Here is a 16,275-nt window from a genome sequence, read left to right on the forward strand (position 1 = left end):
ACGCTATAAATTGTAGTATTCTAAAAAATGAGCTTGGGATTTATCGTATCTCGAATTTTTATTCAAACTTAAGAAAAAAAATAAATTACATACGTATTTTTACGTAAAAATACTTATTTTTACAACTGATTTATCGAAATACAATTTTAGATAATCATTATAAAGAAAAGTGTAAATAAAGAAGTGTAATAATGCAAAATTCTGAAATCAAAACTACATGTTCCTACTGCGGTGTGGGTTGTGGCATCATCGTTACCAATGATTCCAAAAAAGGAGTAAGCGTAAAAGGAGACCCTAATCACCCCGTAAACAAAGGAATGCTTTGTTCGAAGGGCATGAATCTTCATTATGTAGCCAATGACACATCAGATCGTATTCTCTATCCAGAAATGCGTTGGAGCAAAGAGCAACCACTAGAGCGAGTTAGCTGGGAACAAGCCATTGAGCGTGCAGCAGCTGTTTTTTCAACTATCATAAAAAAATACGGCCCTGATAGTGTCGGTTTTTATATCTCAGGACAATGCCTAACAGAGGAATATTACTTGATTAACAAATTGGTAAAAGGCTTTTTAAAAACAAATAATATAGACACCAATTCTAGATTGTGCATGAGCTCAGCAGTAGTGGGCTACAAAAAAACATTTGGAGAAGATAGTGTTCCTGTTGCCTATGATGATATTGAACTCGCTGACACCTTTTTGATAACGGGTGCTAACCCTGCTTGGTGTCATCCAATTCTTTTCAGACGAATTGAATTGCACAAAGAGAAGAACCCAAAAGTTAAAATCATTGTTATTGACCCTCGCAAAACCGATTCAGCATTGAACGCAGATTTGCATTTACAAATTATACCTGGAACCGATATCATTTTGTACCATGCCTTAGCCAAAAGAATCATAGAGAAAGGGTATGTGGATCACGATTTTATAAAAAATCACACCGAGAATTATCAAGCCTATAAAACATTAGTGGGAGCGAGTTCTTTGGAAAAAGCTTCAAAACTATGCGGTATATCGGTTAATGATATCAAACTTGCTGCAGACATGATTGGCAAGGCCAAAGGATTTCTTTCACTTTGGGCTATGGGATTGAACCAAAGTGCAATTGGTGTAGATAAAAACACTGCCTTACTAAATCTTTCATTGCTTACTGGACAAATCGGAAAACCTGGTTCAGGACCTTTTTCGCTAACTGGCCAACCCAATGCAATGGGAGGAAGGGAAGTTGGCGGTATGGCCAATCTATTGGCTGCCCATAAAGAGTTAAGTAACCCCATCCATCGCAAAGAAGTAGCTGACTATTGGGGGGTAACAGAAATCAAAGAACAACCTGGTTTAACTGCTACTGAGATGTTTGACGCATTGGCCTCAGGTTCCATGAAAGCCATTTGGATAGTTTGCACGAATCCCTTGGTTAGTTTACCCGAATCACGAAAAATAGAAAAGGCTTTACAAAATGCCAAGTTTGTGGTAGTTCAAGATATTTCACACCGCTCCGACACCACTAAATATGCCGACCTCCTTCTTCCAGCAGCTGGCTGGCTAGAAAAAGAGGGGACCATGACCAATTCAGAACGAAGAATTACCTATTTATCAAAAGGAATTAACCCACCAGGCGAAGCGCTTTCTGATATCGAAATAATCACACGATTTGCAAAAAAAATGAACTTTAGTGGATTTGATTATGCTTCTACCGAAGAAATCTACAGAGAACATGCTTTGCTCACAAAAAACACGACTATAGATATTTCGTTTTTAAACTACAATCGATTACAAAACGAGGGTTCCTTCCAATGGCCTGTTCCTGATTACGGTCATCCGGGAACTCCAAGATTATTTACTGATAAAAAGTTTTACACTCCTTCACAAAAGGCGATTTTCAATCTGCCTACTGCTATAGAAAACACATCTGAAGCTCCTGATTCCAATTACCCATTTATCCTTACCACTGGACGCATAAGAGATCAATGGCATACTATGACCAAAACAGGTAAAGTGTCTCGATTGATGACTCATATCCCTAGTCCCGTTTTGGAAATGAACCCGATTGATGCTTACAAAGCAGAAATAGAAACGGATGATATAGTTACTGTAAGTAGCAAAAACGGTACTGTTAGAGTAAAAGCGAAAGTTGCTAATACTACTCGTGAGTCGGTTGTTTTTTTACCCATGCATTGGGGCAAACAATTGGATAATGATTTGAATCGTACCAATAACTTAACCAATACGCTCATAGATCCACTTTCTAAGGAACCTGATTTTAAATACACTTGTGTTGCTATTGAAAAATACAAAAAACCAACCGAAAAAATTGTCGTAGTAGGCGCAGGAGCAGCCGCATTTCGATTCATACAAAATTACAGAGAAATCAATACGCAAGATGAAATAGTAGTCTTTTCGAATGAAAAAAATCCATTTTATAACAGAGTTTTACTTCCTGAATACGTTACCGCCGAACTCTCTTGGGAGCAACTTTTAAAAATAAAAGAAGAAGCCTTAGCCAAACTGAATATCACGTTACAATCTGAAGTTGCTATCAACCAAATTAGTACAGACGAAAAAAAGATAACAGATAGTAATGGTGCTATTCATCATTATGACACGCTAATTCTTGCTACTGGGAGCCGCCCTTTTGTATCTGAAAATGCACAACTTCATCTACCTGGCCGATTTACTATCAGAAAAAAAGATGATGCCGACCGATTGCGTAACTATTTAGAGCAAACACAATTGCCTCCAGAAGAACAGCACGTTGTGATAGTAGGTGGCGGATTGTTAGGGCTTGAATTGGCTGCAGCACTTAAACATAAAAAAGTAAAAATCACCATTATCCAAAGAGCATCCCGTTTGATGGAACGTCAATTGGACCGTATTTCGAGCAAATTACTAGCTGAAGAAGTACAGCAAAGAGATATTCAAATTTATTTTGACAATGAAGTAAGTACAGTTTTTAGCACCAATCGAGCCCATGAATTAGAAATAGCTTTAAAAAGTGGTAGAACCCTAACTGCCAATGCCATAGTTTACACAATAGGAACAATACCGAATATTGAGGTCGCCAAAGAAGCTGGGCTTACTTGTGCCCGTGGTGTAAAAGTGAATCAGTATTTGCAATCCTCTAATCCTTCAATATTTGCTATTGGCGAAATAGCCGAATTTAATAATCAACTTTTTGGTATTACTTCAGCAGCAGAGGAACAAGCCGATATTCTTGCTAATTATCTGGCAGGCGATATTAGTAGCCATTACAAAGGTTCTGTTTTAATGAATATCTTAAAGTTAGAAGATATCAATTTATGTAGTATTGGCGAGATTGAAGTACCAGAAAACGATGACTCGTATGAAGAAATTGTTTTTTCTGATTTAGGCAAACGCTATTACAAAAAGTGTATCGTTAAAAACGACTTGTTGATTGGAGCTATTTTAATGGGGGATAAAAATGAATTTGCCGAATTCAAAACTATGATTGAAAGTAAAATTGAACTTTCGGATAAACGAAATACATTATTAAGAGGAAGCACTACTGCAAAACCAATTCTTGGTAAACTTGTATGTTCTTGTAGCCAAGTTGGAAGCGGGAACATAGAAGCAACCATCAAAAGCGGTGTTACAGACTTTACCACTCTATGCAAAACCACTGGTGCAGGTTTAGGCTGTGGAAGTTGCAAAACAGAGGTAAAAGAACTATTAGCAAAAGTAAAATAACGATTCACAACAGCCCATGGTGCTACCACAAGGCTACAAAACTCATATCGATGGATTTAACACGTTTGATTATTAAGGGCGGAGTGCTTTCTCCAGGAGAATTAAAAGAAATTGCAACAATGGCATTAGAACAAGGTCTCAAAGCCATTTCATTTGGTTCGAGACAAGATATCATTTTTCCAGTAGGATTTAATCCACTTCATTTAGAAAACAATAAATTGTTTCATTTTGTATATCCTGATGAAAAAAGTGGAAACAATATAGTGTCCTCTTATGTTTCAACAGATATTTTTAGAAATACGCCCTGGGTTACAGGTAATAAATTCTTGTACATACTCGAACAATTTAAAGAAAATCCAAGATTAAAAATAAACATAACCGATCCCAAACAACAACTTGTTCCTTTATTTACTGGTCAAATCAACTTTGTTGCATCTGAACATGAGGACTATTGGTTTTTATACGTTCGATTACCTCAATGGGATAAAATGGAAATGTATCCTGTACTCATTTATAGTTGGAATATTGCAGCAGTTTATTATGCAATTGAGTCTATACTAACTGAAGAACCAATAAATGCAGAAATGATTTTTCAGTTAATCAATGACAAACTAGATACCAACAATCGTACAATAGACAAGCCATTGCATGTTCCGTTTTATCCTTTCCCATATTATGAGGGAATGAATAGACTAGGAATTGATCAATATTGGCTAGGTTTATACTGGAGAAATAACTTGTATGATTTGGCATTTTTAAAGGAAATGTGTGACCTATGCTTTGATTGTAAAATTGGAAAAATTTGTATTACGCCATGGAAATCATTTATTGTAAAGGGAATACCTAAAGAGCGAAAACTCGATTGGGAAAAATTCTTAGGAAAGAATGGAATTAATGTTAGGCACTCGCTTTTAGAACTGAATTGGCATTTACCCGTAGCTGCAGAATGGGCGCTAAATCTGAAAACCTTTTTGGTAAGAACTTTGGACCAGTTTGACATTAGCACTTACGGCCTTACCTTCGGATTATCCCACTACAACAGGGAAGGTCATTACTTTACCTCTATAGTGATTGAAAGAAATGATATTCCAAAAGACCTTGAGTCAATTAAAATACGGGCTACTTTTAATGTCTTGTATGCCAAAAATTTTGACCCGAATACTAAAGAATATATCGTACACACACAAGACGTAGACAAACTAGAACTCCCCACTATATTGATTGAATTAAGTAAGAAATACTTTGAAGAACTTGGCAATTCTATCCTAGAAATTAGTACCAATACCTCTGAAAAAGAACCTGTAAGAGAAGAATTGCACCAGTGTCAGGATTGTTTAACACTATACAATCCTTTGTATGGTGACCGTTCACAGGGAATTCAAGAGGGTGTTCACTTTACTGCATTGCCTGAGTACTATTGTTGTTCTCTATGCGATGCTCCCAAAGAACGCTTTAAACAAATCACTTCCAAAAAAATAGGAGTAAAATAACAAGCCCATTTATACAAATAAAACAGGCTGCAATTCGCTTTGCTTGAGAGATTGCATCGTTCTTTCAATGGGAAATGAGAACATACAACAGGCAACAGATGATATGGAGGTATGACTAGACTTAGGCATATCCAAAAACAAAACAGCATTATCTTTATGGAAACTACTTTTAAAACAGTGAGTTCATCACATGTTATCATTTCGGAACTAATGCTTCCGTCCCACACTAATTTTAGTGGTAAAATTCATGGCGGTTATATTTTGTCCTTATTGGACCAAATTGCGTTTGCTTGTGCCTCTAAGTTTTCGGGGAATTATTGTGTCACGGCTTCTGTTGATACCGTCAATTTTTTGATGCCAATTGAAGTGGGTGAATTGGTAACAATGAAGGCCAGTGTCAATTATGTAGGCAACAGTTCTATGATTATAGGTATTAGAGTTGAGGCCGAAAATATACAAACTGGCGCTATTAAACATTGCAACTCTTCTTATTTTACAATGGTTTCCAAAGATAAAGAAGGAAAAAACGCCCCTGTTCCTGGTTTATTACTAACCACACTAAAAGAAGTTAGCAGGTTTGAAAACGGTGTGCGACAAATTGCCTTAAAAAAAGAAAGAGACTATCAAAAAAGCATTGCCACTTTCGGCACGATTGAATCAATTTTGAAATCCAATCAGTACAAAGTTAAGGTGGCGTTGGAGTAAGGTGTAGTACATAGTTCTTAGTTTTTAGTGAGTAGAGTTAGTTTATTTAAAATAAAAAGCGTTTGAAAATAGAAACTTCAAATGCTATATAAGATTCACAGATTTAGTACTGACAACCAATTACTATCGAATATGGACTAAAAACTAAGGACTACTCACTGGGGACTAAAGACTATAAACTAATCAATAGGACTATAATCACTAAGCACTATAAACTAATCTCTTTTACCCCTATACTCTCCAAATAATGTTGGTCAAGACTAGCGTGTCTCACGGTTGCACCAATAATGATAATCGCGGGAGAGGAAAGTTGGTGTTGTTCTACTAACTGACTTATGGAAGAAAGGGTGCCGATTACTCTTTTTTGATCGCTTTTGGTTCCATTTTGAATGATAGCAATAGGTAAATCGTCATCCCTATGACGTTGATAAATACTAAGAATTTGTTCCAATTTATGCATCCCCATCAAAATAACAACTGTAGCAGCAGATTGTGCGGCCAAAGTAACATCTTTAGATAATTCATGATTGGATGTTGTACCAGTAATTACCCAAAAACTCTCGGCAATATGACGCTGTGTTAAACTAATTCCATTGGCAGCAGGAACTCCCAAAGCTGAAGAAATTCCGGGTACTATAGCTGTAGCAATACCGTGTTGTTCTGCATAGTCAATTTCCTCTATTCCTCGTCCAAAAACAAATGGATCGCCTCCTTTTAAGCGGACTACGTGTCCATATTTTTGAGCCATTACCACAATTAACTCATTGATTTGATCTTGCGTGTAGGCATGACATCCAAAACGCTTACCAACAAAAATCACTTCGGTCGCTGAAGTATAGTGCAATAAATTCTCATTGACTAAGGCATCATACAATACAACATTTGCATTTTGTAATGCTTTGATGGCTTTTAAAGTAATTAACTCTTCGTCTCCTGGACCAGCACCTACGATGGTTAACAAAGGTTGTACTGTTTGGTTCATTTGCTATAATTTTTAAAATAAGAAAAAATACTTATTTCAAATATAAGTATTTATACTTAAATAAGAAGCAATGTTTGTTACTTTATTTTATCAGACAAGAAAATCATTTTAAGTTAAAAAATAATATCGACCCATTTCATTTACTACTTAGCAACCCATCCTTAATTGAAACCCCAAATAGTAACACGGAGGAAAAATAAATAAAAGCCCTACATACAAAAAATATTTTGTTCCTTATGTCTTCAACTTTTTCTTTTTAGCCGCAGGAAACAAGACATTATTTAAGATCAAACGATAACCTGGCGAATTCGGATGTAAGTCTAATACAGTGGCGGGATCGCCTACTTGGTGTTGAAAATCCTCGGGGTCGTGTCCGCCATAGAAGGTAAACATGCCTTTACCTTTTTGCCCATGAATATAACGCGCCTCTCCATTGAGCTCACAACTTCCCAAAAGCAGGATGTTGGATTTAATTAATTCCGAGTCAAAAGCAGTAGTTTGTCCCATAAAACCCTTGATAAGCTGAGTGTGATTCTGACACAGCATACTAGGGATTGGGTCCCACTTGGCTGAGAATTCCATCAAAGTAAAGTAATCTTTTTCCATTGGAATTTTTCTTCTACCCGTCATGTCAATATTAGAGAATTCATATTGTTCGGGGCGACGTTCTAAAGTAAAGTTCTTGAAAGCAAAAGATTTTGAATAATCCAATTGTGCTTGGTAATTGGGACTACTTGCATCACCATCAAACATGGTCTCACAGATATCGATTCCTTGAGCAGCCAATGCGATATCAAAACTATCGGTAGCGGAACACATGGCAAACATGAACCCTCCTCCAATTACAAAATGACTAATTTTCTGTGCTACAGCACCTTTTTCATCGGATACTTTGGCAAAACCGAGCTTCTTTGCAAGAATTTCGGCCTCTTTTTTTTGCTCAATATACCAAGGGGTATTTTTGTAGGTGCCATAAAATTTGCCGTATTGTCCCGTAAAATCTTCGTGATGCAAATGCAACCAATCATATAGCAGCAATTGATCCGACAACACTTCTTCGTCATAGACAGCCGTAAAAGGAATCTCGGCGTAGGTTAAAACAAGGGTAACTGCATCATCCCAAGGTTGTTTCCCTTTGGGAGTATACACCGCAATCTTAGGCGCTTTTTCTAACAAAACCGATTCCATATTTTGCGAAGGACTTGCTATAAGATTTAGTAACTCCACTTCTTCACTATCCGATACAACTTCAAAACTTACGCCTCGAATCTGACACTCTTTTCTAATTTCTGGAGCATCTGGCAACAAAAAAGAGCCTCCTCTGTAGTTTAGCAACCAACTCGCTTTGTAATTTTTATCCAAACACCAATAGGTAATCCCATAGGCCTTTAAATGGTTTTGCTGGGAGGTTTCGTCCATAGGCAGTAAAAGAAATCCAGCCTTTGCAATAGTCGACACAAAAAATAGGAAAAGGAAACAAAGATTTTTTGGCTTCATATATGTAAATTATATTTTTTATAGGTCATATATAGTGTCGCCTTTTACTTATTGTTTTTTGTTTACAACAGACCTATTGTTAATGGCGATTTCATAGCATCATTTATTGTAGCTCAAAGATAATCGTTATGGACAACTTACCATAGTGTAAACAAAAAAACTGTTCTAATTAGATTCAAAAAAACAATGAAGATTTACTAACATTAATGCAAAAAACACGTAAAACTACGTGTTCTCATTTGAATCATCCCAATTACATTTGCATAAACACCAGACAGTTATGAAATTCACCGTTAATTACACCACAGAAAACACAAAAAACCTTACTCATTATCCAGTAGCAAAAAAAATTGTAATGGGAGTAGTGCTTATTTTAGTAATCCTATTTTATGCCTTATCTTTTGATTTTTTATTAAGTTAATAAAAGATTACTCCAAACTCACCAAATCATTTTGCAAGGCAAAAACCACTAATCCAGCCACATTTCTTGAGTTGGTTTTTAGCAACAAATTAGTTCTGTGCCCTTCAACTGTTCTAGGACTTATAAATAAGTAGTCCCCTATTTCTACCGCATTTTTTTGCTTACAAATCAGTTTAAGGACTTCAATTTCACGTTCCGAGAGCATGCTTTTATCCAAACAGCTTTTTAGCTTACTTCCAGAAAGCGATGCTTCTTTAATTACACTAACTACTTCATCCGAATAATAAAATCCCTTGCAAGCCACCTCATTGATGGTAGCAATCAATTCTTCTGGAGAAGCATTCTTCAATAGATAAGATGACGCACCAACATCAATCATGTTAGCAATAAATGCCTTAGAATGATAACTTGTTAGCGCAATAATTTTTATTTCGGGAAACTCTTTATGAATGATTTTTGTGGCTTCTACACCATTAATAATGGGCATTTTTAAATCCATTATTACAATGTCGGGAAGCTCATACGTACTTCTAAGAAAAGCAATCAATTCTTGTCCGTTATTGGCTTCGTGTAGTATTGAAAAATTGGGCTCTCTACTTAAAATAAATTCCAAACCTTTTCTAAAGAGCTCTTCATCGTCTACTAAAATAATTTTGATCGTTTTGGTCATAACTAAAAAACAAATTCTACTTGTACTCCTTTCGAAACCTCAGAATAAAAAGACAGTTTGCCTTTTAAGAATGAGATCCTACTTTCGATATTTTTTAATCCTAAGCCCTTTTGATGTGAACAATCGCCTGCATCAAATCCGATTCCGTTATCAGTATACATACATTTTGTATACTCCCCTTCTTTGAGAAAGGTCACCGTTATAATCGTTGCTTTTCCATGACGAATGGAATTATTCAATAACTCTTGCAAAATTCTAAAAACATGCAGTTGCTTTCTTATTTCGGATTCTTCAAAAGTTACTTCATTTTCATAAATAACTTGTACACCTTTGGCGGAACTAAACTCCATACATAATTCTTCTACCCCTGCATCTAAACCAAATTTTTCTAAAACTGGCGGCAATAAATCATGCGCAATCTTCCTCGAATTCTCCAATGCCTTTCCTGTTAGCGTAATTACATTGGATTTAATTTTCTCTACATCAGCAGTTGAAAGATTAGGAGTAGCCAACAAATGGGCGTTTAAAGCTACTACATTCAACTTTGAGCTGATATCATCATGTAAATCTTGAGCAATTCGCTTTCTCTCTGCTTCTTGCGTTTCAATTACTGCTTTTAAGAGCTCTTTTTGATGAAATATTTCAGCATCTTTCTTTTCAATTTCTTTTTGAATAATTTTTTTTCTAGAAAAATAGAAAAAAACAATAAGCACCACTGCCAGAATTGTAAAAAAGAAGGAAGTGTACAAAATAACTAGAACAATTTCTTTCTCTGTAATGGAAGTTGCATCCATGTATTGTGTGGTATTATCTATTTGGGGACTATAATGGTATCAAAAATAGCTTAATTTATTATAAACCACAAAAATTAACTAAAAAAAAGGCTTTAACGCTTTTTTTTACCTAAAAAACTTACTTTACAATCATATAATATAAACAAATAATAAACAATTAATAAAAAAGAGTTAAAATATACAAGAAGAAATTTAAAATCATTATCTAATTTCACATTAATATTTCCTACAATATAAATTAATGTGCTAGCAAGTAAATATAGAATAAGCCCTATAGTGACATAATAATATTTTTTTTCTGAAGTCAGCATATTGTACAAATGAAGAACCGCAAATACAATGACACTCAAATTGGTAATCACTATTACCAATAGGTTATATTTAAAAAATTGTTCATAATCCAACAAACTTTGCACTCCAATTATTATTGCATTCAAAACCATTGTAGTATGAATGATTGTTTTTTGGCTTCTAGAATTCATCAACGAACCATAAAAAAATCCTAGCGCCATCATTTGCCCAATAAAAAACAAATTCATTAAAAATAAATTATTCTTGTGCAAATGGTAAAATGCCTCCATACTTAACTGCATGATGGTAGCAAAAAGGAGGTAGATTAAAAAAAAGCCATTAACTTTTTCTTTTTTGAAAAAGCTAATGGCAAATAAGACTGAATCTAGTATTAAAACAGAATATCCAAAATAAATTAAAAAATCAATCATTTTTATATATTCATTGGACTATTGGGATCTCCAAATGGCGGACAAAGACGAGTACCATCATATACAATCTCAGCTTCTTTAGCCGCTTCATTATTCAAAGTTTTTGGAAATACATCTTCGTAGATCCCTGTCTTTACGTTCAAACGTGTCCCTACTAACATTAAGGCTTGCTCTCCCTGATCGTTTATTCCAACATAAGCCCTAACGGCATCAATTTTTTGTTTCATAACCCCTTGAAGGGATTCGATAGGAATAAGATACCCATCAATTTTTTTAGCTCTTGATTCAGCCTCAATCGCCGTTTCTTTGTATTTTCTTACCCATTCTTGAGCAGTTGGCAAGGTAATTTCAATTTCTTTAGGTAATTTTTCTTCACTCATAACTTTAATAAATTATTGGTTGATAATAGTTTAAGCTAAGCTAGTCATTTTTTTATTACAAAATAAAAAATATAAGGAAGAATTCTCTTTCTAAGAATTGTAGCTGTTCATAAAGGTGTCTTAGAAAGGGACATCACTGTCATCCTCTGGATCATTATTAAAGGTACTACCAAAAGCTTCATTTGCTGTTGGTAAATTTCTAGTAAAATCCTCCTGATTCATACTAGAAGGCAAATCGTCATAACCACTGCTGTAATCCTCTAAGTTGTCAAATTTACCAAGGCTACCTACGAATTTTAATCTAACGTTCTCTAAACCACCGTTCCTGTGCTTTGCGATAATGAATTCTGCTTGACCAGCGGTTGGAGACTGCTCTTCATCATCCCATTCTTCAATTTTGTAATACTCGGGACGATAAATAAAGGAAACGATATCCGCATCCTGCTCAATCGCACCCGATTCACGAAGATCCGAAAGCAAAGGACGTTTACTAGAACCACGTGTCTCAACGGCACGAGATAACTGTGAAAGCGCTATTACAGGAACATTTAATTCTTTTGCCAAAGCCTTTAAGTTCCTAGAGATGGTTGAAATCTCTTGTTCACGATTTCCGCCCCCTTTTCCATTTCCTCCTGCAGTCATTAACTGCAAATAATCGACGATAATCAATTTTATACCATGCTGTGAAGCCAAACGACGGCATTTCGCACGCAAGTCAAAAATAGAAAGCGAAGGAGAATCATCTATAAACAAAGGTGCTTTTTCCAAGTTTTTCACCTTGGTACTTAATTGTTCCCACTCAAATTTTTCTAATTTACCCGTACGTAATTTTTCAGAAGACAAACCAGTTTCAGAAGAAATCAAACGCGTAATCAACTGTACGGAAGACATCTCCAAAGAGAAAACAGCTACAGGTTTTTGAAAATCGATAGCAATGTTTCTGGCCATAGATAATACGAAAGCCGTTTTACCCATACCCGGACGAGCCGCGATAATAATTAAATCTGAAGGTTGCCAACCCGATGTTACTTTATCCAATTTTTCAAAACCAGTTGCTACACCACTAAGCCCTTCTTGACCTGCAATTTCTTCAATTCTTTTTTTAGCTTGCAACACCAAACTCTGAGCCGTTTCGGAACTACGTTTTACGTTACCTTGCGTCACTTCATACAGCTTTGACTCCGCTTTGTCCAATAAATCAAAAACATCGGTGGTCTCGTCATACGATTCTTCAATAATTTCAGAAGAAATACGAATCAAACTTCTTTGAATGTACTTTTGAAGAATGATTCTTGAGTGAAATTCAATATGTGCAGAGGAAGATATTTTTTGCGTTAATTGAATCAAGTAAAAATCACCTCCTGATAAGTCTAATTTTCCGTTTTTTCGAAGCTGTGCAGAAACTGTTAATAAGTCAATAGGTTGTGACTCTGTAAACAGCTGAACAATAGCCTCAAATATATGTTTGTGTGCATCTTTGTAGAAAGCATCTGGTTGCAAAATATCAATAACCTCATCAACCCCTTTTTTATCAATCATCATCGCTCCCAAAACAGCCTCTTCTAATTCTAGGACTTGCGGTGGTAACTTTCCTTTTTCTAGGTTAATTATTGTGGATTTATCCACTTTTATAGGGCTTATTGATTTAAAATTTTCCATAAAGCGAATTTAAAAAAAAATAGATAGTATAGCGCCTAGAGTTATTACAAATAAATGTTCATAACTCGCGTTTTGTTGTTAATAACCATAAAAAAAGTCCGAAACCAAACGGCTTCGGACTTCAAAATATTCTGTAGGAATTTATTCTTTAAAATGACCCATTTTACTGTATTTATCCATCCTTTGAGCGATTAATTCACTTGTTGATAAGTCTTTCAATTCATTGAAACCTTTCAAAATATAATGCTCAACAGTTTTGAAAGTCGTTTCTCTGTCATAATGTGCTCCACCAAGTGGCTCAGGAATGATATCGTCGACTAATTTCTGTTTTTTCATATCAGCTGAAGTCAATTTTAATGCTTCTGCTGCTTGCTCTTTGTACTCCCAACTTTTCCATAAAATAGAAGAACATGACTCAGGAGATATTACAGAATACCAAGTATTTTCAAGCATATACACACGATCGCCAACCCCAATTCCTAAAGCTCCACCAGAAGCTCCTTCACCCACAATAATAGTGATGATTGGCACTTTTAAACGTACCATTTCAAAAATATTTCTAGCAATGGCTTCTCCTTGACCTCTTTCTTCTGCTTCTAAACCAGGATAAGCACCAGGAGTATCTACTAAGGTTACAACAGGAATACCAAATTTTTCAGCCATTTTCATCAAGCGCAATGCTTTTCTGTATCCTTCAGGGTTAGCCATACCAAAATTACGGTATTGACGTGTTTTGGTATTGTATCCTTTTTGTTGCCCAACAATCATGAACGATTGTCCTCCAATTTTACCCAAACCACCAATCATTGCTTTATCATCTTTGAATCCACGATCTCCGTGCAATTCTAAAAAAGTATCTCCGCAAAGAGCACGAATATGATCTAAGGTATAGGGACGATTAGGATGTCTGGATAACTGAACACGTTGCCAAGCTGTAAGGTTTTTATAGATGTTTTTTTTGGTCTCCACTAACTTCTTGTTAATTTCTTTACAAGTTGGGGTAACATCAACATCCGACTCTTTACCGATAATGACGCATTTTTCTAACTGCTCCTCTAGTTCTTTAATGGGAAGCTCAAAATCTAAATATTCCATAGGATTTTTGCGTTTGTATTATTTTGCAATTCTGGATGTGCAAATGTAAAAATTTAAAATCGTTTCGAAAGATTATTTTTTATTTAACTCGAAATTAAATCCAATTTAACTACTCCTTTTTCGATTTTTCCATATAGTGCTTGATGATACCATTTAAGATGACCGTAATCACAATAATCAAGGCTCCAATATAAAATTCGGTACTCATTTTTTCTTTACCACCAATGATAAAATACGCCAAAACAATGCCATAAACCGGCTCTAAATTCGTAGTAAGCATCACAGTATAAGGAGACAAGCGACGCATTACTTTCACCGAAGCCGTAAAGGCATAAGCAGTACAAATGGAAGCCAATAGTAAAATTAACAGCCAATTTTTAGGCGTCAAAACAAAGGATTCCACAGTAAATGAACCTTTGAAAAGGAAATAAATACTGATAAAAAGGAAGCCTGCCAAAAACTCATAAAAAGCAATTACCGAAGGTTCGTGATGTGCGATTAGTTTCCCGTTAAATAACGTAAAAACCACTCCCAAAATAATAGAAACCAAAGCCAAAAGCATACCGTGTAAGTAATTGATTTCTACCTGAAGTATCAACGCTAATCCCGCTATAATTACTAGCCCAAAAAACACTTCATACCACAATACTTTTCGACCATAAAAAATAGGTTCTAACAAAGAAGCAAAAAAAGCTCCTAAGGAAAAAACAGACAAGGTTATGGAAACTGTTGACACCTTTATCGACTCAAAAAAGAAAATCCAATGCAGGGCAATTAGCAATCCAACAAAGACTAATTTCAAAACGGCACTGTACGCAATTTGAAAAGGAATTTTCTTAATCAACAAAAAACTTCCCAAAAAAAGTGCTGCAAAAAGCATTCGATACCAAACTAAAAAATCGGCATCGATGGTAATTAAGGCGCCTAATATGGCAGTGAAACCCCAGATAAAAACAATTAGATGGAGGTTCAAGTAACTTTTTAAATTATCGTTTGGCATTGCGTAATAAATAAATTGCTAATATTCCGAAAAAGATGTTGGGCAGCCAAACGGCTAATAATGGTGAAAATGAAGATTTCTCGGCAATAGTGCCAAAGATTTTATCAAAGAAAACAAAAGCAAAAGCAATGGCGATTCCAATAGCTAAATTGGTTCCCATACCGCCTCTGCGTTTCATCGCCGAAACCGAAACCGCAATTATCGTAAGGATAAAAGCGGACACAGGTACACTGTATTTTTTATACAACACCACCAAATAGGTATTAATATTAGAAGAACCTCTTTTGCGTTCCTTTTCAATAAAGGCGTTCAATTGGGTAAGATTCAAGGTTTCCGCAATATACACTACAGGAGTTAAATCTTCTAAATCAAATGCAAAAACAAATTTTTTCTCAGGGGCTTTCTCAATTTTATCTCCCATTGGTCCCAAAGTTCTTTTGGTGTAATCATAAAGCGTATACGTACTGTCCTTGGGATTCCATTTGATTCTACTTGCGGTAATTTTAGAAACCAATTGTTCTTTTTTGAACTTCTCTAGCGAAAAATTAAAAGCCATTTTAGTCTCTGGGTTAAAACTATTCACATAGATGAATTCGTGGTCGTTGATTTGTCGGTACACATCTGTATTATCGCCTCGCATGGCTTCTTTCCCGCCTCCTTTCAAATACGTATATCTAAAATTGTTGTAGCCTTCACTTGCAGAGGGCACTAGGAAAAAACCCATCAACAGCACTAAAACAGAAACGATAGAAGCACCAATAATATAAGGTCTTAAAAAACGTGTAAATGAAATTCCTGAACCTAAAATGGCAATGATTTCTGTATTATTCGCCAATTTGGAAGTAAACCAAATGATAGACAAAAACAAAAATATCGGAAAAAGCGAATTGGCAAAATAAATGGTGAAATTAGAATAATAAATAGCAATATCCTTAAATGGAATTTGGTTTTCCAGCATCTTATTGATCTTCTCCGAAACATCAATTACAATTCCAATCGGGATAAACAACAATAACATTACTGCAAAAGTCGCCAAGTAGCGCTTCAGAATGTATTTGTCTATTATGGTCAATTTCATTTCTTAAAGTTAGAGGTTAGAGGTTAGAGGTTAGAGGTTAGAAATTTGTTGGTCTCCCGACACTTCTAATCTCTAACT

The 16,275-nt window shown here is 35.5% G+C and carries 14 protein-coding genes; 4 read left to right on the forward strand and 10 right to left on the reverse strand.

The features are described 5' to 3' along the window. The first annotated feature begins 191 nt into the window (after positions 1-191). The 3 genes from FLAVO9AF_RS07515 to FLAVO9AF_RS07525 all read left to right on the forward strand — a co-directional run bounded on the left by FLAVO9AF_RS07515 (position 192) and on the right by FLAVO9AF_RS07525 (position 5,899). Positions 192-3,704 carry a nitrate reductase gene (locus FLAVO9AF_RS07515; RefSeq protein ID WP_159686552.1) on the forward strand — a complete coding sequence of 1,171 codons (3,513 nt, stop codon included), beginning with the start codon at positions 192-194 and terminating at the stop codon, positions 3,702-3,704. A gap of 50 nt (positions 3,705-3,754) precedes the next feature. Then, complete coding sequence (locus FLAVO9AF_RS07520) at positions 3,755-5,194, forward strand: rubredoxin (RefSeq protein WP_159686554.1); 1,440 nt, start codon at positions 3,755-3,757, stop codon at positions 5,192-5,194. A gap of 156 nt (positions 5,195-5,350) precedes the next feature. After that, complete coding sequence (locus FLAVO9AF_RS07525; RefSeq protein WP_159686557.1) at positions 5,351-5,899, forward strand: acyl-CoA thioesterase; 549 nt, start codon at positions 5,351-5,353, stop codon at positions 5,897-5,899. 208 nt (positions 5,900-6,107) lie between these two features. Here FLAVO9AF_RS07525 and cobA read toward each other — a convergent pair whose 3' ends face one another. Continuing rightward, positions 6,108-6,881 (reverse strand): uroporphyrinogen-III C-methyltransferase, encoded by a 774-nt coding sequence (gene cobA, locus FLAVO9AF_RS07530; RefSeq protein ID WP_159686561.1) that lies wholly within the window; start codon positions 6,879-6,881, stop codon positions 6,108-6,110. Between the two features lie 234 nt (positions 6,882-7,115). Continuing rightward, entirely contained in the window at positions 7,116-8,378 is a 1,263-nt protein-coding gene (locus tag FLAVO9AF_RS07535) for an asparagine synthetase B (RefSeq protein WP_159686563.1), read from the reverse strand. Positions 8,379-8,658: 280 nt separating this feature from the next. Between FLAVO9AF_RS07535 and FLAVO9AF_RS07540 the strand changes: the two genes are divergently transcribed. After that, complete coding sequence (locus FLAVO9AF_RS07540; RefSeq protein ID WP_159686567.1) at positions 8,659-8,799, forward strand: hypothetical protein; 141 nt, start codon at positions 8,659-8,661, stop codon at positions 8,797-8,799. Positions 8,800-8,806: 7 nt separating this feature from the next. On the opposite strand, the gene FLAVO9AF_RS07545 is transcribed toward FLAVO9AF_RS07540, so the two are convergent. The 8 genes from FLAVO9AF_RS07545 to FLAVO9AF_RS07580 form a co-directional block, all read right to left on the reverse strand. After that, positions 8,807-9,469 (reverse strand): response regulator transcription factor, encoded by a 663-nt coding sequence (locus tag FLAVO9AF_RS07545; RefSeq protein WP_159686570.1) that lies wholly within the window; start codon positions 9,467-9,469, stop codon positions 8,807-8,809. 2 nt (positions 9,470-9,471) lie between these two features. Then, positions 9,472-10,263 carry a sensor histidine kinase gene (locus tag FLAVO9AF_RS07550; protein WP_159686574.1) on the reverse strand — a complete coding sequence of 264 codons (792 nt, stop codon included), beginning with the start codon at positions 10,261-10,263 and terminating at the stop codon, positions 9,472-9,474. A gap of 92 nt (positions 10,264-10,355) precedes the next feature. Further along, positions 10,356-10,985 carry a hypothetical protein gene (locus FLAVO9AF_RS07555; RefSeq protein WP_159686577.1) on the reverse strand — a complete coding sequence of 210 codons (630 nt, stop codon included), beginning with the start codon at positions 10,983-10,985 and terminating at the stop codon, positions 10,356-10,358. Between the two features lie 2 nt (positions 10,986-10,987). Further along, complete coding sequence (locus tag FLAVO9AF_RS07560) at positions 10,988-11,365, reverse strand: hypothetical protein (protein WP_159686580.1); 378 nt, start codon at positions 11,363-11,365, stop codon at positions 10,988-10,990. A gap of 120 nt (positions 11,366-11,485) precedes the next feature. Beyond that, complete coding sequence (gene dnaB, locus FLAVO9AF_RS07565) at positions 11,486-13,024, reverse strand: replicative DNA helicase (RefSeq protein ID WP_159686585.1); 1,539 nt, start codon at positions 13,022-13,024, stop codon at positions 11,486-11,488. Between the two features lie 141 nt (positions 13,025-13,165). Beyond that, entirely contained in the window at positions 13,166-14,119 is a 954-nt protein-coding gene (locus tag FLAVO9AF_RS07570) for an acetyl-CoA carboxylase carboxyltransferase subunit alpha (protein WP_159686588.1), read from the reverse strand. A gap of 109 nt (positions 14,120-14,228) precedes the next feature. Beyond that, positions 14,229-15,119 (reverse strand): DMT family transporter, encoded by an 891-nt coding sequence (locus FLAVO9AF_RS07575; protein ID WP_159686592.1) that lies wholly within the window; start codon positions 15,117-15,119, stop codon positions 14,229-14,231. Next, entirely contained in the window at positions 15,106-16,197 is a 1,092-nt protein-coding gene (locus FLAVO9AF_RS07580) for an LptF/LptG family permease (protein WP_159686595.1), read from the reverse strand. Before FLAVO9AF_RS07580 ends, FLAVO9AF_RS07575 begins: the two co-directional genes overlap by 14 nt. Positions 16,198-16,275 lie beyond the last annotated feature (78 nt).

It is taken from the genome of Flavobacterium sp. 9R (genome assembly GCF_902506345.1).
Classification (GTDB): domain Bacteria; phylum Bacteroidota; class Bacteroidia; order Flavobacteriales; family Flavobacteriaceae; genus Flavobacterium.

Coding starts and splice junctions, on each gene's coding strand:
- FLAVO9AF_RS07515 (WP_159686552.1), top strand. CDS start 192: ATGCAAAATTCTGAAATCAAAACTACATGTTCCTACTGCGGTGTGGGT.
- FLAVO9AF_RS07520 (WP_159686554.1), top strand. CDS start 3,755: ATGGATTTAACACGTTTGATTATTAAGGGCGGAGTGCTTTCTCCAGGA.
- FLAVO9AF_RS07525 (WP_159686557.1), top strand. CDS start 5,351: ATGGAAACTACTTTTAAAACAGTGAGTTCATCACATGTTATCATTTCG.
- cobA (WP_159686561.1), bottom strand. CDS start 6,881: ATGAACCAAACAGTACAACCTTTGTTAACCATCGTAGGTGCTGGTCCA.
- FLAVO9AF_RS07535 (WP_159686563.1), bottom strand. CDS start 8,378: ATGAAGCCAAAAAATCTTTGTTTCCTTTTCCTATTTTTTGTGTCGACT.
- FLAVO9AF_RS07540 (WP_159686567.1), top strand. CDS start 8,659: ATGAAATTCACCGTTAATTACACCACAGAAAACACAAAAAACCTTACT.
- FLAVO9AF_RS07545 (WP_159686570.1), bottom strand. CDS start 9,469: ATGACCAAAACGATCAAAATTATTTTAGTAGACGATGAAGAGCTCTTT.
- FLAVO9AF_RS07550 (WP_159686574.1), bottom strand. CDS start 10,263: ATGGATGCAACTTCCATTACAGAGAAAGAAATTGTTCTAGTTATTTTG.
- FLAVO9AF_RS07555 (WP_159686577.1), bottom strand. CDS start 10,985: ATGATTGATTTTTTAATTTATTTTGGATATTCTGTTTTAATACTAGAT.
- FLAVO9AF_RS07560 (WP_159686580.1), bottom strand. CDS start 11,365: ATGAGTGAAGAAAAATTACCTAAAGAAATTGAAATTACCTTGCCAACT.
- dnaB (WP_159686585.1), bottom strand. CDS start 13,024: ATGGAAAATTTTAAATCAATAAGCCCTATAAAAGTGGATAAATCCACA.
- FLAVO9AF_RS07570 (WP_159686588.1), bottom strand. CDS start 14,119: ATGGAATATTTAGATTTTGAGCTTCCCATTAAAGAACTAGAGGAGCAG.
- FLAVO9AF_RS07575 (WP_159686592.1), bottom strand. CDS start 15,119: ATGCCAAACGATAATTTAAAAAGTTACTTGAACCTCCATCTAATTGTT.
- FLAVO9AF_RS07580 (WP_159686595.1), bottom strand. CDS start 16,197: ATGAAATTGACCATAATAGACAAATACATTCTGAAGCGCTACTTGGCG.